The sequence below is a fragment of the Tardiphaga sp. 215_C5_N2_1 genome, from assembly GCF_052076055.1.
GTDB classification, from domain to species: Bacteria; Pseudomonadota; Alphaproteobacteria; order Rhizobiales; family Xanthobacteraceae; genus Tardiphaga; species Tardiphaga robiniae.
Genome location: NZ_CP197240.1, coordinates 5,773,520 through 5,792,280 on the forward strand (window position 1 = coordinate 5,773,520; position 18,761 = coordinate 5,792,280).

The following is an 18,761-nucleotide window of genomic DNA, read 5'->3' on the forward strand; positions in this document are numbered from 1 at the left end:
GCGAGCGCGGTCCCCCGCATGACAAATTTACGTGTACATCTGCGCAGTGGATTTTGACGAGATAGCGGCGAATATGCGGCAGGGCGCCGATCTTTGCCGGCAATCGTCTGGCAAAGTGTATTAAAACTTAATTCACCAACTATGCTTGAAGCCGGCCGAGAACGTCTTGTTGGTCACGCCCTGGACAGTCTCGCTGATCGATCCGGAGACGTTGACGCCGCCAAACAGCTTCTGCTCCGCGCCGAACTTGCGCAGCCATTTGTCATCGGTGGTGGCGAGCGATTGTCCGGCGATGAAGCTGGTGCCGGTATCAGTGATGTTGAAACGCGCGAGCTGGTCGGTCTCATAGCTGCGCGTCGGGCGACCGTTGTAGCCAATGGCTGGAATGCTGCCTTGCTGGATCACGTTGTAGCCGCTCTGCAGCGTCAGCGAATACTGATCGCCGGCAATGGGTACCGACTTGCTGAGCGAAGTGCCCAGTTTGGTTTGATCCGCGCCCGGATCGACACGTGCTTCGATCGCCGTCTTGTCCCAGATTGAGCCCACGCCGGGAGCAGTCGCTGCCGCCCAGGCGGCGCCGCCCGATTGGGCCTGCGCCGTGCCGTCGCCGAACTGATTGCGGTAGGCATCGGCTGCGCTGCGCGGCGCGTTTTGCCGCGCGACATTGATGTCGGCGCCGACGCGGGTATCCCAGAACGGCGTAACCGACTGCTTGACCGAGAGTGCGGACGCGCCGTTGCTGTCATTGGAAGTCCAGCTGGACGACGGGCTGCCGACGATCAGCGACGAGCGCTTCTCGCGGAGTGATGCCTTCGCCGTCGGCGAATCGTCGGTGTTCAAGAGGCTCCAGTCGGGTTCCGGGGCGTCGGCAGGAGGAGTGGCTGCCGTGTCGACCTGCTCTATTTCACCGGGAGGCGGCGCAACATCGACGAGACCGCGCCACGGATTCTGCGCGTGAGCCGGAAAGGCAAACGCGGCTCCGCCGAGTGCTGCGATAAGCGCCCAATATGTCGGTTTGATTGAAGCCATCGTGCCACTGCCCAGCAAGATCGCGGATCGATTGGCACATAATACCATCAGGCCCGGCGGAATTGTGGCGTCGCAACATTTCGCTGGGGATGGACGTGGCGATTGGCAATCGCCGTGCTGCTCAGGCGATCTTCGGCAGATGGATAGGCCGGCCCAATGCCTGTTCGACCAGGTCGAACGTATCCACGACCACGCGCATGCTGATCAGACGCCCGGCCTTGAACTGCGCGAATTGCGCCAGCCGCAGGCTGATAGGGCGGTTCGAATCCAGCGCGGTCAGCGAGAAGCGCATCATTGCGGAGCCAGATTCATCACCAAGGATCATCGACTCACGCTCGAAGCGATGCACCCGCACATTGTCGGCGATCTGCTTGCAGACATCGAGCACGGCAGCTTTGCCGTGGCGTGCGCCGAGAAACGGAAACATGTCGATCGGGCCGTAGACCGCCCATTCGATATTGTCGTCGATGATGTCAGCGAGTTGGTCGAGCTGGCGTTCGTTGATGGCGCGATGCAACGCGCGCGAGAAACGCCAGAGGCTGTGCTCTGTCATTGGGATAGTCCTGAAAATGGTTGAAACACTTGCGCGCCGGGGCAACGTTGCCCGGGCGGTCTGCACAAATTGCTTGATAGCTGAAGTAATATAATTTCGCTAAAATTCAACGGTTTATTTTGCAATGCACAAATGTTCGTGGTGAGGAGCTGCTCACCAAAACGTTAAGCTGCATTGCCGCGTCGGCATAACCTTACCGGTATGTCTGCTCGTGGTCCTGCACGGGGAGCGGTTCCATGGCGACATCGCCATTGCGGGCAGCAATGACGCCGAACAGGAGTGCCCCGCCGACGGCGCCGAGGAGTGCGCCAATGGGCATGAAGGTGAAAAACACCAGCATGGCGCTGTAGCCCTCGAAATTGCTGGTCTTGAACAATTCGACCCAGGCAACGCCGGCGCCGATCCCCACGGCCGCTCCACCGAGCAACCCCAGAACCAGACCCAGCAAGATCAGCAACGCGATTTTCATGCAGCGCCCCCACTCAATGTTTTATGCGTCAAACAACGGCGCCAGAAGGTTCAACGGCGGGGCGGCGATTTCATGTGCCGGAGCCCGGGTAAGGAACGCAGTTTGAGCGGCTGCGTTTTCTCCCGACCTGCAAGGGAGATTCCCGATGACCAAGCACATCCAGCCCGTTCCCGAGGATAACTGTAGCGACAAGGGACCTGGCAGCGCGCCGAAGGTCACGCTCGATAACACCAAGGGTCATCGCGACGACGAGAAGCACAATATTCGCGAGCAGGCGGCGCACGGCAATCTCACGCAGAACACCAGCAACCGCCGGTCGGGGTGATCGCAATGCAGCGGGCGGTGTCTATATAAAAGGAATGGCCAGTAAACCTGTCGTCACCGCGCGCTTGCGCCGCGCGTCCCCCGTTCTTGTCTGCAAGAAATGCCTTGGTCGCATTGATGACGGCAAGGCACTGCGCAAATCGCTCAAGTCGGACTTGAAACGCCGCAGCGCGAAGCAGGACGTGAAAGGTCCACGCGTGGTGCTGACGAGTTGCCTTGGCATTTGCCCAAAGCGCGCCGTCGTCGTGGCGAGCGCCGCGACGCTGCAGAACGGGCAGTATCTGTTGCTGTCAGGTGCGGACGCCAGCGCCGAGGCGGCGGAGACGCTGATGCCGGATCGCGTGCCTAAATAGAGCGATCAGGCGGCCGATTTCTCCGGCAGTTCTCCTCCCAGCGGCCGGCGTTCCATCTCTTCGCCGAAATCGATCGGATGCAGCAGCGCCTCGTGGAGCTGATGGCGATCGAGTTCGCCTTCCCAGCGGCTGATGACGATGGTGGCGACGCCGTTGCCGATCAGATTGGTGAGCGCCCGGCATTCGCTCATGAACTTGTCGATGCCGACGATAATGGCCAGTGCGGTGATCGGAATATCGGGGATGATCGACAGCGTCGCGGCCAGCGTCACGAAGCCCGCGCCGGTGACGCCCGATGCGCCCTTCGATGTCAGCATCGCCACACCCAGCACCGCGGCCATCTGGCCGAAGGTGAGATGCGTGTTGGTGGCCTGCGCCAGAAACAGCGTGGCCAGCGTCATGTAGATATTGGTGCCGTCGAGATTGAAGCTGTAGCCGGTCGGAATGACGAGGCCGACCACCGGCTTCGATGCGCCCAGCGCTTCCATCTTGGTGATCATGCGCGGCAGCACGGTCTCGGACGACGAGGTGCCAAGCACGATCAGCAGCTCGTCCTTGATATAGCCGATGAAGCGCAGGATCGAGAAGCCGAAGGCGCGCGCGATGCCGCCGAGCACCAGCAGCACGAACAGCAGTGACGCCAGATAGAAGGTGAAGATGAGATAGCCGAGATTGACGAGGGCGCCGAGGCCGAACGAGCCGATGGTGAAAGCCATCGCGCCAAAGGCGCCGATGGGCGCGAGCTGCACGATCATGCCGATGATGCGGAAGAACATCTTGCCGGCGAGATCAACGCCTTCGGCAATCTTTTCGCCGGGCTTGCCCATATGCGAGATCGCGAAGCCGGACAGGATCGCCACCAGCAGCACCTGCAGCAGATCGCCTTTGGCCAGCGAGTCGAAATAGGACGTCGGAATGATTCCCATCAGATGGGTGACGAAGCTTTCCTCCTTGGCGCGGCTGACATAGCTGGCGACGGATTTCGCGTCCAATGTGGAGGGATCGATATTGAAGCCGGCGCCGGGCTGCAGGAAGTGACCGACCAGGAGGCCAATCAGCAGCGCCAGGGTGGAGACCGTCTCGAAATACAGCAGCGTCTTGCCGCCGATGCGGCCAACCTTGCTCATGTCGCCGATCGAGGCGATGCCGTGCACCACGGTGCAGAAGATCGCCGGCGCGATCATCATCTTGATCAGCGCAATGAAGCCGTCGCCGAGCGGCTTCAGGGCCTTGCCGGCATCCGGATAGAAGTAGCCGACGGTGACGCCGATCGCGATCGCGATCAGCACCTGGATATAGAGAATGCGATACCAGGGTTGCTTGGCCATCGTGGTTTCGTCCCTTGAAAGCGCTCATCACCATCGACAGCCGCGCGCAAAACATAGGTGCGCTGAGCTGCGGCGTAAAGTCACGCTTTGAACAGACCTGAGGTTAAAGCGCGGCGCAGCCCGGCCATGTCTCCCGCGCATGCTGCACTTGCAGTGGTGCGCGCCGGGGCCATTTAAATCTCAAAGGAAGCATCGCCATGCTTGATATCACCGCACATCCCCTAGATGACGATTCCGCGACACCCGCCGTTGCCGCAGTGCCGAACGATGCTGCGCTGCTCGATGCCTATTCGAACGCTGTCATCGATGTCACCGAACGCGTCGGTCCTGCGGTCGTGCGCGTCGAGACCGGCGCGAGGACGCCAAATGCCCGCGAACGCGGTGGGCTGGGCTCCGGCATCGTCATCTCGCCGGACGGCCTTGTCCTGACCAACAGCCATGTCGTCGGCAATTCGAAGCATATACGCCTGCGCGACACCGAAGGCGTCGTCACCGATGCCCGCGTGCTCGGCGCCGATCCCGATACCGATCTCGCTTTGCTGCGGGCCGATGGCGCGCGCGAGTTGCGTTATGCGGGTCTCGGCAATTCCAAGAATCTGAAGCGCGGCCAGCTCGTGGTCGCCATCGGCAATCCGCTCGGCTTCGAATCCACGGTCACCGCCGGTGTCGTCTCGGCACTCGGCCGCTCGATCCGCTCGGTGAGCGGGCGCAATATCGAGGACGTGATCCAGACCGATGCCGCGCTCAATCCCGGCAATTCCGGCGGCGCGCTGGTGTCGTCGCGCGGCGAGGTGATCGGCATCAACACCGCCATCATCCAGGGCGCGCAGGGCATCTGCTTTGCGGTCGCCAGCAACACCGCGCAATTCGTGCTGTCGGAGATCATTCGTCACGGCTATGTCCGCCGCGCCTTCATCGGCGTGTCCGGCCAGACCGCGCCGATCCCGCGCCGCCATGCGGTGCTCGCCGGCATCGAGAACACCATGGGCGCGCTGCTCGACCAGATCGATCCCGACGGTCCGGCGTTCAAGGCTGGTCTGTTGCCTGGCGATGTCGTGATCAGTCTCGATCACGTGCCGGTGAATGGCGTCGATGACCTGATCCGCATTCTTGATCGCGACCGTATCGATCGGACGATCGAGATCGACGTGCTGCGGATGGGCCGCTTGCGCGCCATCGACATTCATCCCGTCGAGCGCAAGGTGCTGGCGCGCGCGTAACAAAAGCGTTTTCGAGCGAAGTGGTCACCGGTTCGCGTTAAGAAAACGCGTAAAACAAGAAGCAGGAGCCCCGTTCCGATTCAATCGGAACGGAAAAGGCTCCGCGTCAGGCCTTGTGCAGCAGCGACAGCTCGGCCTTCAGGCGCAGGCTGCGCTTGCCGGCGAGGGCGGTGGCTTCGAATGCCGCGCCGCTCTCGCTGCAGCTGCCGGAAAAGCCGATGCCCACTTCATAGCCGGCGAAGAGCGAACTCCCGCCGGCTGCGGGCGTGTGTTCCTGATTGACGATCTCGCCCTTCCAGCGGCTGCCGGCCGAACCATAGGCGCCGAGATAATAGAAGCGCGCGTCGCCGCCGAGAATGCGGCCATCGAACAGCAGCATCACGCCGGTCAGCCCGTCCTCGACGCCGTCGAGGGTTTTCATGTGCAGCGAATACAGCCCGTTGGCGATGCCGCCATCGCCCACCGTGCCGGTGTCCGGGAAGTCCTCTTCGTCGAGCCGTGTCATCACGGACTCAAAGGCCGGTCCCTTGCCCTGCGCGTCGCCGCCGGTGAACCTGTAGTTCTTGCCGTCGTGGATGCCACGGACGCGGATCGAGCCGTCGTCGTCGCCATAGAGCGTGCGAAACTGCGAGCCGACATGATGGCGCTGGCCGTGGATCACCGCATGGATGCCGTCGTCGGCTTCCTGATAGGTGCCGATATGGGCGAAGGCCGTGTTGCCGCCGAGCATGCGGCCGTCCCTGCAATACATGACGCTGCGGCCGACCACGTCGCCCGCCCGGTAGTCGCATTTGTAGAAACCGTCGAACACCTAAAGCCACCCACTGCGCCAACGGGCACCAGTGTAGACGGTCGCGCACTGCGATAACAGGCATTCCCGGCCGGGCATATCAGCCATCCCGTCCGCGTGACGAACGGAGGTTGGTCGCGCCGGGCCGATCACGCTCTCGTCGAAGCCCCTGGTCGCCGATTGTCGCGCGGCGGGTTTGCGGGCATGGTCGCGCCGAAATCGGGGAGGCCTATGATGCGTGTGTTACGATGGATGGTGCTGTTCATGACTGCTGCATTCCCGGCTTTCGCCCAGCCTGCGCCGTCGCCCGAGGTGCTGCGCGATCTCGCCCCCACCGGCAAACTCCGCGCCGCGATCAATTACGGCAATAGCGTCCTCGCGCAAAAGGGCCCCGACGGCGCGCCGCGCGGCGTCTCGGCGGATCTCGCCGCCGAACTGGCCAAGCGCCTCGGCGTCCCCGTGGACTATGTGCCCTATGAAGCGGCAGGCAAAGTGTTCGAGGGCGCCAGGGCCGGCGCCTGGGATGTCGGCTTCATCGCCATCGAGCCGGTGCGCGCGCAGGAGATCATCTTCACCGCGCCCTATGTGATCATCGAGGGCACCTACATGGTCCCCGCGCATTCGCCGCTGAAGACGGTCGACGACGTCGACAAGGACGGCGTCAGAATGTCGGTCGGCCTCGGCTCGGCCTATGACCTCTATCTCACCCGCACCATCAAGCACGCCACCGTGCTGCGCGCCGATGCCGGCGGCGGCAGCGCGATGATCCGCAAGTTTCTCGACGAGAAGCTCGATGCCGCCGCCGGCGTGCGCCAGCAGCTCGATGCCTATGCCAAGGACCATCCGGAGATGCGCGTGATGTCCGGGCATTTCCAGGAGATCCAGCAGGCGATGGCCATGCCGCGCATTGCCGACAAGCCGCGCACGGCTGGCGTTGTCTATCTTGCCGCCTTCGTCGAGGAGATGAAGGCGTCGGGCTTCGTCGCCGAAGCCCTGAAGCGCAGTGGCCAGGTCGCCGATGTCGCGCCGCCGGCGGGAAAGTAACGACGCGGGAGAAGCCCGCCGTCGTTCGCTCGGATGTACATGTCAAACAGCCACGTGACATCGTTCTCGCGGGCGAAAGCCCCGAGGTGAGCTGTCGTTCTCCCCTCGAAACTGAGGGGAATGGAGCGCCGCAAGGCGCACCTTGATAGTCAGTCGCTGCGTCCGGTCCGGTTGCGACACCGTTCCGTCCACAGCGCCGCCTTGCGGCGCTCCATCACGGCGATTTCTGTTCCAGGGACCGTGCTTCCGGGTACTGGGCAGGACTAATGAAAGTCCCCCGTTCCGGACAGGCTTTCGCCTGCCTTCACCCGCACCCGTCCAGCCGTTTCCGGCGCAGCCCCGTAGTGGGCCCGGACGGTGACCCCGGACCTCCCGAGTCCGTGCTTGCGAGGCACGTCCGCAGGCGCCGTATCCTGCTCCACTCCGAAAGCGCCTCGAGAAGCGCCCCTCATGAGCAGGACGGGGAGGGGTATATAGTCTTGTAGGAATTATGTCAATAGCCGTCTAGCTTTTTTGCAAGTCACTATAAATGCGACTGCAAGTCTGGTGCGGGAAATGTCCTAGCTCGTGTTGGTCTGTTGTTGTCACGTCCCGGTTTTCCGCAAAGGATCCTCTTTTCACCTGCGTCAGCGATAAGCTAGTTATGACGGATGCCCTTTCTGGAGTGTAAGTTAAGATAGCCCGCCGACGCTCGCGCCTTTCCCATCAATTGATTGCGCTTCCCGATCGGTTATCAATCTTGTTCTGCATCAGCTGCATCAGCGCCACAGCGGATGCCATCGGTGTCGGTATAGCTGTCTTTGGAGTTGTAGGATGTTCTTTTGCTGTTGCTTGACCTGCATGCGCATACGTTCGATTTTGATCTCCAGCGAATGTTCTGAGGCGTCTAGGCAGACCGAACAGACACTATGAGCGCAGTGAATTCATCAAACAGGCAATGTTTTTGTGGGAGCGGCCGAAAATTCCGATACTGCCATGGGAAAAGCCTCCCTCCGATTGAGAGGATTTCATCGGTATCTGTGGATCGTGAATCGAAGCGAATAGTCTTCATTTCAAAAGATATCGTCGTGAATCAGATTCATCGCGATGGTCCTAAGATTACGGCCTCTTTCGACAAATTGACAAAAAACGAGATCGAAGCGATCAGTGAGTTGGTGGCGGCTTCGATGAGCTTGATCTTCCGCTACGTGGCGGAGTCCGACGGAACGTTCAGGTCGACCGCAGCGGCGCTCCTGTCGAGCGCAGTTTCGACACTCATCGCGAGCATCGAAGTTGCGAGGCATGGCTTCAGGCGCCCTTATGGGGCAATAGCGCGCGGAATAGTCGAAACCGTCTGTACCGTGATGCATATCGCGACCGAGCCAGGCGCATTGCAAGATTTTCTTGATGACAAGCTGAGTTCGCCGAAGAGCATTTCGATAGCGAAGAAGGTATTCCCGCCGTTCGGCCCAATGTACGGACTACTCAGCAATCAGTTTGTTCATATCAATTCAGTGCACGCTAAGTTTGAGCCCACTGCTGTGTATGCCAAAGATGATGATGCGTTGCCCTTCATCATTTCCACGCTCAAGGCGCACGCGTGGATGATCTACGTTGTGACGGAACTCGCCTTCCATAACGAGGTGAAAGAGCCTCGCTATTGGAAGGCTGCCCCTACAGGGGGCATGATTTATGACCCCTCAGATGAGGAGCGGCGTTGGCAAGGGGGCTATTTCGGTTTGCCAGTTGATGAACTGCCCGCTTGAGCTGGGTAAGTCTTGGCCGGGGCAGAGTAAGGCTCCGAAGCTACTAGAAAGTCGAGCTCTGAGCTACCTCTTCTTCCACCCACCCCGATGCCCCGGGGCACCGCCGGTTGACCTTGGCGCAGGCCCGAACTCCGGTCCGGACTCGCGGCTGTTCTTCGGCTGGAAGATCTTGCTCTCGGTGCCCGGACCCATCTCGTCGAGTGTCGGCTTGCGCGGACGTTCCACCTCTTTGCCGCGGGCGGGCTTCACTTCATGCCAGTTCGCGATGCCCATCTCGTCGAGCCCGGGCTTGTGCACTTTCGACGATGCGCCGCTCTTGCCGTATTTGCCGCGCGCCTTGCCTTGTGCGGCCTTGTCGAGACGCGCGGGGAGATTGGCGGCGTCGCCATATTTCTTCTCGCCTTTGTAGCCGCCGCCGCGCGCGGCCACGCCGCGCTGCTTGACGGTGGGGTCGTCGACCACGGCCAGCTCCGTGGCGCGCAGGCGCTTGACCTCGTCGCGCAGGCGGGCAGCTTCCTCGAAGTTCAGGTCGGCCGCAGCCTCGCGCATCCGCACTTCCAGATCGGCCAGCACGGCTTCGAAATTATGCCCGATGGTGATGGCGTCCTCGGCCATGCCGCCGCCGATATCCACCAGCACGCGGTCGCCTTCATAGACCGAGTTCATGATGTCGCCGATCGACTTCTTCACGCTCTCCGGCGTGATGCCGTGCAGCGTATTGTATTCCACCTGCTTCTCGCGGCGGCGATCGGTTTCGGCGATGGCGCGGGTCATCGAGCCGGTCATCTGGTCGGCATAGAGAATGACGCGGCCGTCGACATTGCGCGCGGCGCGGCCGATGGTCTGGATCAGCGAGGTCTCCGAGCGCAAGAAGCCTTCCTTGTCGGCGTCGAGCACGGCGACCAACGCGCATTCGGGAATGTCGAGACCTTCGCGCAGCAAGTTGATGCCGACCAGCGCGTCGAAGGCGCCGAGGCGGAGATCCCTGATGATCTCGATGCGCTCGATAGTGTCGATATCACTGTGCATGTAGCGCACGCGAATGCCCTGCTCATGCAGGAACTCGGTGAGGTCTTCCGCCATGCGCTTGGTCAGCACGGTGATCAGCGAACGATAGCCCTGGGCCGCGGTGGCGCGGACTTCGCCGAGCAGATCGTCGACCTGGGTGCGGGCCGGGCGGATATTGATCGGCGGATCGATCAGGCCGGTCGGGCGAATGACCTGCTCGACGAACACGCCGCCGGATTCCTGCAGCTCCCAGCCGGACGGCGTCGCGGACACCGCAATCGATTGCGGGCGCATCATGTCCCATTCCTCGAAGCGCAGCGGGCGGTTGTCCATGCAGGAGGGCAGGCGGAAGCCGTATTCCGCCAGCGTCGCCTTGCGGCGGAAGTCGCCTTTGAACATGGCGCCGATCTGCGGCACCGAGACGTGGCTTTCGTCGGCGAAGACCAGCGCATTGTCCGGCACATATTCGAACAAAGTCGGCGGCGGCTCGCCCGGCCGGCGGCCGGTGAGATAGCGCGAATAGTTCTCGATGCCGGCGCAGCTACCCGTGGCTTCCATCATTTCGAGATCGAAGGTGGTGCGCTGCTCCAGCCGCTGGGCTTCGAGCAGGCGGCCCTGATTGTGCAACTGGTCGAGCCGCCACTTCAGCTCTTCCTTGATTGACTTCATCGCCTGGATCAGCGTCGGCCGCGGCGTCACGTAATGCGAATTGGCGTAGATCTTGATGAATTCGAGCTCGTCCTGCTTGTGGCCGGTGAGCGGATCGAACTCCTCGATGCTCTCCACGGTGTCGCCGAACAGGTTCACGCGCCAGGCGCGGTCTTCATAGTGGGCCGGGAAGATGTCGATGACGTCGCCGCGCACGCGGAAGGTGCCGCGGGTGAAGTCGTGCTGGGTGCGCTTGTATTGCAAAGCGACGAGGTCAGCGATCAGCTGGCGCTGGTCGATGCGCTCGTCCTTCTTCAGCGCGAAGGTCATCGCGGTATAGGTTTCCACCGAGCCGATACCGTAGATGCACGACACCGACGCCACGATGATGACGTCGTCGCGCTCGAGCAGCGCACGCGTCGCCGAATGGCGCATGCGGTCGATCTGCTCGTTGATGGACGAGTCTTTCTCGATATAGGTGTCGGTACGCGGGACGTAGGCTTCCGGCTGGTAGTAGTCGTAATAGCTGACGAAATATTCGACGGCGTTGTCGGGGAAGAAGTTCTTGAACTCGCCATAGAGCTGCGCGGCCAGCGTCTTGTTCGGCGCGAGGATGATCGCCGGCCTTTGAGTGGCCTCGATCACCTTGGCCATGGTGTAGGTCTTGCCGGAGCCGGTGACGCCGAGCAGAACCTGGGTACGGTCGTTGCGGTCGATGCCCTCGACCAGTTCCTTGATCGCTGTGGGCTGGTCGCCCTTCGGCTCATATTCCGATTTCAGCTCGAAGCGCACGCCGCCTTCGGACTTCTCCGGGCGCGGCGGACGGTGCGGCGTCCACACCTTCTGGTCCTTGAACTCCGGACGGCCGTCGCGCACCAGCGCTTCCAGCGCATCGGCGGTGGCCTGCACGCCGAGTGCTTCCATCTTGTTGCGCGGCGGGCGCGCCGTCAGCGCCTCGGCGTCTTCTTCCTCGGTGGTGAAGCCGAGCTGCTTGGCGAGTTCCGGATCCAGCGTCGGGATCGAGGCCGAGGTGTTGTAATTGGCCTGCGGCGCTTCCTCGAGACCCTTCTGCTCGCTCAGCCGCGGCGCATAGGGCGCGACCACCGGCTGGGGAAACGGCTGCAATGGCGTCGGGCGCATGCCTTCATCGCCCTCGAACTTCTTAGGCGTCGATTTGCGCGCGCGATGCACCGCGGCCTCGCCGCCGGAGCGGCGCTCGAAGGAGTTAGTCGGCGGCGGCTGCAACCCGGTGCCCGAGCCCATGCCGGCATCGCCGCGATTGATCGCTGGATTCAGCAGTTCCGCCAGCGCAGGCCCGATCGGCTTGACGTCGGGACGGCCGGCGCCAGGCTTGGCGGCGGGTGTCTTGATTGATTTTGTGGGCTTTTTCGGAGAGTCGGGTTTCTTCGCCATGGGCGGAATATGGGGCGAGTCCGGTGGCGATAAAAGGGCCCTACTTCAGCAGCTTCAACAGCTTCTTGCCGGCTGGCGTGGCGAATTCCCTGGCGTCGATGGTGCCGTCATTATCGGGGTTTGCCGCGCGGAACCGGGCTTCCACCACGGCGAGATATTCCGCTCTGTCGAGCGTGCCGTCATTGTCCGGATTGGCGGCAGCGAATTCGCCCTTGCTCATGCGGCCACGCAGCTCCCGGGCGTCCAGCGTGCCGTCCTTGTCGCGGTCGAGCTTGTCGAACAGTTTGCCGGCGGCCGCCTTCGCCTCGGCGAGGTCGACGGTGCCATCCTTGTCGGGATCGAGCTGCGCCAGGAAAGAGGCGGCCTGCGCCGGCACCAGCGCGGCAAGAGGTATCGCGAGAGATAGCAGAACCGTGCGGCGTGTGGTCATGATCATCTCCCTTGGCGTACTCTATGTTTCAATCAGGATGCGTCATTCGGATTCCGGGTTCAACACTCAAATCCGGCGATGCGGCCGAGGTCTGCGAGGGATTGCCATGCGTGTGATGCCAACAATATTGCTGTGCACTGCAATAGGATTTGCAACAGCGCCGTGCTTCGCCCAGTCCAGGGACGCCGAGCCGGCCACGAAGGGGCTGAACGAATCGGTGCTGAAGGCGCTGCCGTTTTCCGACCGCGCCGATTTCGACGATGCCAAACGCGGCTTCATCGCTACGCTGCCGGATGGGGTGATCGCAGGTCCGGACGGCAGGCCGGCATGGGACACCAAGCCCTATGCATTCCTGCAAAACGACGCCGTGCCGGCGACCGTCAATCCCAGCCTATGGCGACAGGCGCAGCTCAACGCGATCAACGGCCTCTTCAAGGTCACCGAGCGCGTTTATCAAGTGCGCGGGCTCGATATTTCCAACATGACCATCATCGAGGGCGACAGCGGCCTGATCCTGATCGATCCGCTGCTGTCGAACGAGACCGCAAAAGCCGCGCTCGAACTGTATCTGAAGGACCGGCCTGCGAAGCCCGTCGCCGCCGTGATCTACACCCACAGCCATGCCGATCACTTCGGCGGCGCCAAGGGCGTCATCAGCGAGAACGACGCCAGACAGGGCAAGGTCAAGGTGATCGCGCCCGACGGCTTCATGGAGCATGCGGTGGCGGAGAACATCATTGCCGGCAATGCGATGTCGCGCCGCGCGCAATACCAGTTCGGCAGCGCGCTGCCGGTCGGCGAGCGCGCCCAGGTCGATACGGGGTTGGGCAAGGCATTAGCGAGGGGGACGATCTCGCTGATCCCCCCAAACGACCTCATCAAGCAGTCCTACGAGACGCGCATCGTCGATGGCGTCGAGATCGAATTTCATCTGGTGCCGGGCTCGGAAGCCCCAAGCGAGATGATCTTGTATTGTCCGCAGTTCAAGCTGTTGAACATGGCGGAAGATGCCACCCACAACATGCACAATCTCTACACGATCCGGGGCGCGGAGATTCGCGACGGCCGGTTGTGGTCGCGCTACATCGGCGAGGCGATCGCGCGCTACGGCGACAAGACCGATATCGTGATCGCACAGCATCACTGGCCGATGTGGGGCAACGAGCGCATCGTCAATTTTCTCAAGAAACAGCGCGATCTCTACAAATTCATCCACGACCAGGCCGTGCGGTTGCTCAACCACGGCCTCACATCGACCGAGATCGCGGAGCAATTGAAGCTGCCGCCGTCGCTGGCAAACGATTGGGCGTCGCGCGGCTATTACGGCACCCTGAGCCACAATGCCAAGGCGGTCTATCAATTCTATCTTGGCTGGTATGACGCCAATCCCGCGGACCTCAATCCGTTGCCGCGCGCGGAGGAGGCGAAGAAGCAGGTCGAATACATGGGCGGTGCGGACGCCACGATCAAACGCGCGCGCGAGGATTTCAAGGCAGGGCAATATCGCTGGGTCGCCAGCGTGATGAGTCGGGTCGTGTTCGCCGATCCGTCGAACAAGGAGGCGCGCGATCTCGGTGCCGATGCACTCGAACAGTTGGGCTATCAGAGCGAGGCGGCGACGTGGCGGAATGCTTATCTGCTCGGCGCACTGGAACTGCGCAGCGGCGTCGGGCCGCAGAGATCGTCGCTGGCGAACGCCGAGCTGCTCAAGGGCGTATCCATCGATCTGGCCTTCGATTTTCTCGGGGTGCGGCTCAACGCGACGAAGGCGGAAGGCAAGAAGATCGTCATCAACTGGACCTTCACCGATCTCAATGAAACCTATGTGATGAACCTGGAGAATTCAGCGCTGACGCATATGTCGGGCAAACTTTCGGACAGCGCCGACGCCAGCGTGACGCTGACCCGCGCAGCGCTCGACGCCATCACGCTGAAGCAGCGCACCTTTGCGGACAGTGTGGCTGCCGGGGAGACATCGCTCAGCGGCAATCCGCTCAAGCTGCGTGAATTGTTCGGTCTGCTGGACGAATTCTCACCGGGATTCGAGATCGTGGAACCGAAGAAAGCGCGCGCGGAATAGAACCTGGACAACGGCAAAAGCGCGTTCCCGCCCGATGGTTGATCGGGAGGCTATTTCAACTTGATGTCGTTCTCCGGCGAGGTCGTCCAGTTGGGCCGATCGCGGTTTCACAGGGGCCAGACCTGCAGGGGGCCGGCTTCACCATGCCTATCCGGCGACCGGTTACGCTCGCAGGCGCTTGAGCGATTCGGGCAGGCGCGCATCGACCCAGGCGCTGATGTCGCGCTGGTGGCGATGGACATACAGCCCCAGCGCAATGATGCCGACGCCGATCAGCGACAGCGCGAACGGGAACAGCATCGAATCCTTGAAGATCTTCTCGGCGAGATCGCCGAGATAGATCGCAATGCCGATGGTGCCGAACACCGCGAAGACCCGTCGCGACAAAGCGACCGAGATCAGCAGGAAACCGACATTCAGCAGGCAGTATAGCGCCTTGTCGAGATTGGTGCCGTTCGACGTGGCAGTGATGCCGCCCCAGAAGGTCAGCACGCCGAACAGATAAAGCCAGAATGCGAAATCGCCGCTGCGCTGGCGCAGGTTGACGATCACCGCAGCAACCAGAATGCCAAGGCCAAACCAGATGGACACCTTGCGCGATAGTTCCCAGTTGCCGTAGCTCGCGCCGGCGATCCAGGGCACGACATCCATCGACAGGAACCACAGCGCGACCGCCATGATGAAGACGATGAAGGGAAAGCGATAGAATTGCAGCGCCACGATGGCTGCCACGATGGTCGCAAGCTCCATGAAGACGAAGCTGCCCTTGATCCAGACATAGAAATCGCGCATCGCCGCCGGCCGACCGAAATCGGTCCAGGCACCGTAGGCATCCTGTATGCCGAACACGGCGAGCGGCGTCATCGCCACGGCGACCGCGATCAGCAGACCACCCGGCGTGCGCAGTTTCTTGACGGTCCAGAGATAGTGACCGGCGGCGGTGAACAGGCCGGCATAGACAAGTGCGGTGGCGGTCAGCGCCGGTCCGCCCATCTGCGAAAACGCCAGCGTCGAGAACAGTCCCATCGCTGATATCACCACCAGCGCGCCGGCATACCAGAGCAAATGCACGACATCGAATCTGGGCCCGGCCGCCGGCTGCTCCGGCACACGCGCCGTGAGGAAAGCCAGCAGGGCGTCGAGCTGCGTGGAAGGAAGCACGCCGGCTGTGACAGCCGCGCGCAGATCATCGGTCGAATATCGCATGCACTCTCTCCGCAATGCGCCATTCGACGCCGCAAGATGGATCGATCAGGTCACAAGGAATAGGCTGCAGGAACACCATGTCCGCCGCCGTGTCACGCCCTTTGTCGAACGCAGCGACTGATACGTTCAATGCGCGGCTATAGGTTCGAAGGATGACTGCGAGAGCTCACAAAGCCCTTGCCGCATTGCCCTTGAACAGGATCGGCCCCGTCGGTCTTCCGATCGGCGAGCCGCCTTCTGGCTCCAGCGTGATCTCGAACAACTGATCTGCGACCGTATCCGGCAATGCTTCCAGATCGAGCTGCAATGTCCGCGACTGTCCGGTGAGACCGATGGACTTCGGGCCGATGTCGCGATCCCACAGGGTCCAGACCTGCAGCGTGCGGCCGGCGGGGACGTCGATCGGGCGCAGCGGGATCAGTTCGACGCGGCCGTCGGAGAAGGTGTTGACGATGGCGCCGGTTTCCCTGGTGGCGTCGTTGACCAGCACGGCGACATAGATCGGCTTGCGCTGCGCCAGCGCGATCAGTTCGCGGCGGAGCTGGCGCGACGTTGCGAGCGCGCCGATCAGGATCACCACCAGCATCAAGGCCGCGAACACGCCGCCGATCCCGGTGCCGCGCCAGAAGCCGATATTGTCCCACAGCGTTGCGCCGCGCAGCGCAGCGCGGGCGCCGGGCAGCGGGATCGCGGGTTTGATCTTTGTGGAGTCGGCGATGCGGTCCCACAGTGCAGCGCTGGGGGCGAGCGCTTCGGCTGTGGCGTCGAGATCGGCCAATCGCTCGCGCCAGGTGCTGACGGCCCTGGCGAAATCGGCATCGTCGGTCATGCGCGCTTCGGCAGCGGCGAGCTCCGTGCCTTCCAGCAGGCCCATCACATAGTCGGCGGCGAGATCGTCGGTGGAATGCGTGTTGTCGTCGTGCATGCTCATCCCATGCACTCCTGCAGTGCGAACAGACTGCGGCGGATCCAGCTCTTCACGGTGCCGAGCGGCACCTTCAGCCGTCCGGCCAGTTCGCCATGGCTCATGCCATGGACATAGGCCAGCACCACGACATCGCGGCGCGGCCGGTCGATACGCTCCAGGCATTTGCGCAGCGCCGATGTCTCGGGCATCCGCGTCATGGTCGCCTCGCAGTCGATATCGAGCGCGCTGTCGTCGGACGCATCATAGCGATGCTCGTTGCGATGAATGCTGAGCGCGCGATTGCGCACGACGGCATAGAGCCAGCCGCGCGCCGAGCCGCGATGCGGATCGAACGACGCGGCCGCACCCCAGATACGCACGAAGGCATCGTGCACGGCTTCCTCCGCCAGATCCTGTCGGAACAGGATGCGGCGGGCGACGCCGATCATCTTCGGGGCTTCGCTGTTGTAGATCATCTGCAGAGCCGCCCGGTCGCCGGCGGCGCATCGCGCCAGCGCTGCCGACAGCTGCGCCTCGCGCGCGTGGTCGAGGCCCGCTTCGTCGCGCCGGGTCTCGGTGATGGTGCCATTCCCAGTCATGTCCATGCCCTTGCATGGTCAGTCTACCTTTGCCGCACGCAATTGGATGCACCCAAATGAATTTATTTTCAGGGGCATGCATCCAGTCGGGAGGGCCCGACGGTAGTCCTTGTGTCGGTCCCGAGGGGACCGCGGAAACACAGGGAGCCACTCATGTCATTTCGTTCGCTTTTTGCCGCCTCCGCCGCGCTGCTGCTGACATCCGCCGCCGCCAATGCTGCCCAGGTTGCAGCCCTGGTCGGTGGCGACACCATCGCCACGGTCGATACCACCAAGAAGACGGCGACCGGGTCCGTCAAGGTCACTGGTATATCCGGCGCGCTGATCGGCATCGACGTCCGGCCGGCCGATGGCATGCTCTATGGCCTGGTCGATGACGGCACCGTGGTCACCATTGCCGCGGATGGCAAGGCGACGGTGAAGTCGAAGCTCGACACCATGCTGGCCAAGGGCGTTGCCGCCACTGTCGACTTCAATCCGGTCGCGGATCGTCTGCGCGTGATGGGTTCGGATGGCATGAGCCTGCGCGCCAATGTCGACGACGGCAAGGTGACGAAGGACGGCGATCACAAATATGCCGAGACCGACATGCACAAGGGCGAAAAACCGAATGTCATTGCCGGCGCCTACACCAATTCGGTGAAGGGCACCAAGGAGACCGCGCTGTTCAACATCGATGGCACCATCGGTGCGCTGGTCAAGCAGGCGCCGCCGAATGATGGCATCCTCGGCGCCGTTGGCAAGCTCGGCATCAAGCCGGCGGCTGTTGCTTTCGATATCTGGTCGGACGGCAGCAAGAACGAAGCCTGGCTGATGGCCGACGGCACGCTCTATTCGGTCGATCTCGCCACCGGCAAGGCGACCGAAGCCGCCAGAATCTCCGGCGTCACCGGCAAGGTGACGGATATCGCGATCATGGGCATGTAAGCTTCAGTCGATCACCTCTATTACGATGCTGCGCTCGCAAGGGCGCAGCATCTCTATTTTCCGGTTCCCGGATACGGCCGGATCATGTCGACCATCTTTTCGGCCGAGGTGCCGGGCGGAAAGAAGCCGAGATATTTTCCGTCGCGGTCCATCAGATAGACGAAGGCCGAGTGATCGACGGTGTAGTCGGCCGGTCTGTCGTCGAAGTCGATGCGCTTGTAATAAACGCGATACGCTTCGGCGGCGGCATGAATCGCGGCAGTGCTGCCGGTCAGGCCGATCAGCTTCGGGTGAAACATCGGCACATATTGCGCCAGTTGCTCCCGGGTGTCGCGCTCGGGATCCAGAGTGATGAAGAGCGGCTGCACATGAGCGGCGTCAGCGCCAAGCCGGTCCATCGCCAGTCCGATGGCCTGCAGGTCAGTCGGGCAGATGTCCGGACAATAGGTGAAACCGAAATACACGAGCAACAGCTGGCCGCGATAGTCGCGGTCGCTGCGGGCATAGCCCGACTGGTCGATAAGCTGGAACGCGCCGCCGATCGGCTCGCGATTCCACATCACTGCGTCCATCAATTCGGCTGCCGAACGGGACGACCCCTGCGCTGAGGCGGGCGCCGCACTCCAGCACCCGAGCCACAGCGCAGCCATGGCGGCTATGCCGGTCCGGTACGAGAAGGCGCGTGCGG

General features: G+C 62.3%; 18 protein-coding genes and 1 pseudogene. 8 read left to right on the forward strand and 11 right to left on the reverse strand.

Annotated features, from left to right (window positions below; genetic code table 11):
• Positions 1-132: 132 nt before the first annotated feature.
• From AB7828_RS27455 to AB7828_RS27465, 3 genes are all read right to left on the reverse strand, one after another.
• Entirely contained in the window at positions 133-1,029 is an 897-nt protein-coding gene (locus AB7828_RS27455) for a hypothetical protein (RefSeq protein WP_441231702.1), read from the reverse strand.
• A gap of 121 nt (positions 1,030-1,150) precedes the next feature.
• The gene (locus tag AB7828_RS27460) at positions 1,151-1,582 is read right to left on the reverse strand and encodes a nuclear transport factor 2 family protein (RefSeq protein ID WP_120288605.1); all 432 of its coding nucleotides are present in this window, start codon (positions 1,580-1,582) and stop codon (positions 1,151-1,153) included.
• 193 nt (positions 1,583-1,775) lie between these two features.
• Entirely contained in the window at positions 1,776-2,051 is a 276-nt protein-coding gene (locus tag AB7828_RS27465) for a hypothetical protein (RefSeq protein ID WP_231077928.1), read from the reverse strand.
• A gap of 145 nt (positions 2,052-2,196) precedes the next feature.
• Here AB7828_RS27465 and AB7828_RS27470 point away from each other — a divergent pair, with 145 nt between their 5' ends.
• Positions 2,197-2,376, forward strand: a complete 180-nt coding sequence (locus AB7828_RS27470) for a hypothetical protein (protein ID WP_089261775.1) — start codon at positions 2,197-2,199, stop codon at positions 2,374-2,376.
• A gap of 34 nt (positions 2,377-2,410) precedes the next feature.
• On the forward strand, positions 2,411-2,728 hold the full coding sequence (locus tag AB7828_RS27475; RefSeq protein ID WP_231077927.1) for a (2Fe-2S) ferredoxin domain-containing protein: 318 nt from the start codon (positions 2,411-2,413) through the stop codon (positions 2,726-2,728).
• A 5-nt stretch (positions 2,729-2,733) separates the two neighbouring features.
• Here the strand turns inward: AB7828_RS27475 and AB7828_RS27480 are convergent, their stop codons facing one another.
• Positions 2,734-4,056 (reverse strand): dicarboxylate/amino acid:cation symporter, encoded by a 1,323-nt coding sequence (locus tag AB7828_RS27480; protein ID WP_120288607.1) that lies wholly within the window; start codon positions 4,054-4,056, stop codon positions 2,734-2,736.
• Positions 4,057-4,253: 197 nt separating this feature from the next.
• Here AB7828_RS27480 and AB7828_RS27485 point away from each other — a divergent pair, with 197 nt between their 5' ends.
• Positions 4,254-5,276, forward strand: coding sequence for a S1C family serine protease (locus tag AB7828_RS27485; RefSeq protein WP_175367597.1), 1,023 nt, complete (start codon positions 4,254-4,256; stop codon positions 5,274-5,276).
• A 106-nt stretch (positions 5,277-5,382) separates the two neighbouring features.
• On the opposite strand, the gene AB7828_RS27490 is transcribed toward AB7828_RS27485, so the two are convergent.
• Positions 5,383-6,087 carry a GrlR family regulatory protein gene (locus AB7828_RS27490; RefSeq protein WP_441231703.1) on the reverse strand — a complete coding sequence of 235 codons (705 nt, stop codon included), beginning with the start codon at positions 6,085-6,087 and terminating at the stop codon, positions 5,383-5,385.
• Positions 6,088-6,300: 213 nt separating this feature from the next.
• Between AB7828_RS27490 and AB7828_RS27495 the strand changes: the two genes are divergently transcribed.
• The 3 genes and pseudogenes from AB7828_RS27495 (at position 6,301) to AB7828_RS27505 (ending at position 8,855) form a co-directional block, all read left to right on the forward strand.
• Positions 6,301-7,110, forward strand: a complete 810-nt coding sequence (locus tag AB7828_RS27495; protein ID WP_441231704.1) for an ABC transporter substrate-binding protein — start codon at positions 6,301-6,303, stop codon at positions 7,108-7,110.
• Between the two features lie 908 nt (positions 7,111-8,018).
• A pseudogene (locus AB7828_RS27500) lies at positions 8,019-8,093 on the forward strand (SEC-C metal-binding domain-containing protein); the annotation flags it as partial.
• Between the two features lie 84 nt (positions 8,094-8,177).
• Positions 8,178-8,855 (forward strand): hypothetical protein, encoded by a 678-nt coding sequence (locus tag AB7828_RS27505; protein WP_441232363.1) that lies wholly within the window; start codon positions 8,178-8,180, stop codon positions 8,853-8,855.
• Positions 8,856-8,918: 63 nt separating this feature from the next.
• Here the strand turns inward: AB7828_RS27505 and uvrB are convergent, their stop codons facing one another.
• The gene (gene uvrB / locus AB7828_RS27510; RefSeq protein WP_441231705.1) at positions 8,919-11,924 is read right to left on the reverse strand and encodes an excinuclease ABC subunit UvrB; all 3,006 of its coding nucleotides are present in this window, start codon (positions 11,922-11,924) and stop codon (positions 8,919-8,921) included.
• A gap of 40 nt (positions 11,925-11,964) precedes the next feature.
• Positions 11,965-12,354, reverse strand: coding sequence for an EF-hand domain-containing protein (locus AB7828_RS27515; protein ID WP_441231706.1), 390 nt, complete (start codon positions 12,352-12,354; stop codon positions 11,965-11,967).
• Between the two features lie 106 nt (positions 12,355-12,460).
• Here AB7828_RS27515 and AB7828_RS27520 point away from each other — a divergent pair, with 106 nt between their 5' ends.
• Positions 12,461-14,434 (forward strand): alkyl/aryl-sulfatase, encoded by a 1,974-nt coding sequence (locus tag AB7828_RS27520; RefSeq protein WP_441231707.1) that lies wholly within the window; start codon positions 12,461-12,463, stop codon positions 14,432-14,434.
• Between the two features lie 162 nt (positions 14,435-14,596).
• Here AB7828_RS27520 and AB7828_RS27525 read toward each other — a convergent pair whose 3' ends face one another.
• The 3 genes from AB7828_RS27525 to AB7828_RS27535 all read right to left on the reverse strand — a co-directional run bounded on the left by AB7828_RS27525 (position 14,597) and on the right by AB7828_RS27535 (position 17,146).
• Positions 14,597-15,640 carry a hypothetical protein gene (locus AB7828_RS27525; protein ID WP_441231708.1) on the reverse strand — a complete coding sequence of 348 codons (1,044 nt, stop codon included), beginning with the start codon at positions 15,638-15,640 and terminating at the stop codon, positions 14,597-14,599.
• Between the two features lie 166 nt (positions 15,641-15,806).
• On the reverse strand, positions 15,807-16,571 hold the full coding sequence (locus AB7828_RS27530; protein ID WP_175367586.1) for an anti-sigma factor: 765 nt from the start codon (positions 16,569-16,571) through the stop codon (positions 15,807-15,809).
• Positions 16,568-17,146, reverse strand: a complete 579-nt coding sequence (locus tag AB7828_RS27535; RefSeq protein ID WP_175367585.1) for a sigma-70 family RNA polymerase sigma factor — start codon at positions 17,144-17,146, stop codon at positions 16,568-16,570. Before AB7828_RS27535 ends, AB7828_RS27530 begins: the two co-directional genes overlap by 4 nt.
• A 153-nt stretch (positions 17,147-17,299) precedes the next feature.
• Here AB7828_RS27535 and AB7828_RS27540 point away from each other — a divergent pair, with 153 nt between their 5' ends.
• The gene (locus tag AB7828_RS27540) at positions 17,300-18,073 is read left to right on the forward strand and encodes a DUF4394 domain-containing protein (protein WP_441231709.1); all 774 of its coding nucleotides are present in this window, start codon (positions 17,300-17,302) and stop codon (positions 18,071-18,073) included.
• Positions 18,074-18,126: 53 nt separating this feature from the next.
• Here AB7828_RS27540 and AB7828_RS27545 read toward each other — a convergent pair whose 3' ends face one another.
• The gene (locus AB7828_RS27545) at positions 18,127-18,723 is read right to left on the reverse strand and encodes an SCO family protein (protein WP_441232324.1); all 597 of its coding nucleotides are present in this window, start codon (positions 18,721-18,723) and stop codon (positions 18,127-18,129) included.
• Positions 18,724-18,761: the final 38 nt, after the last annotated feature.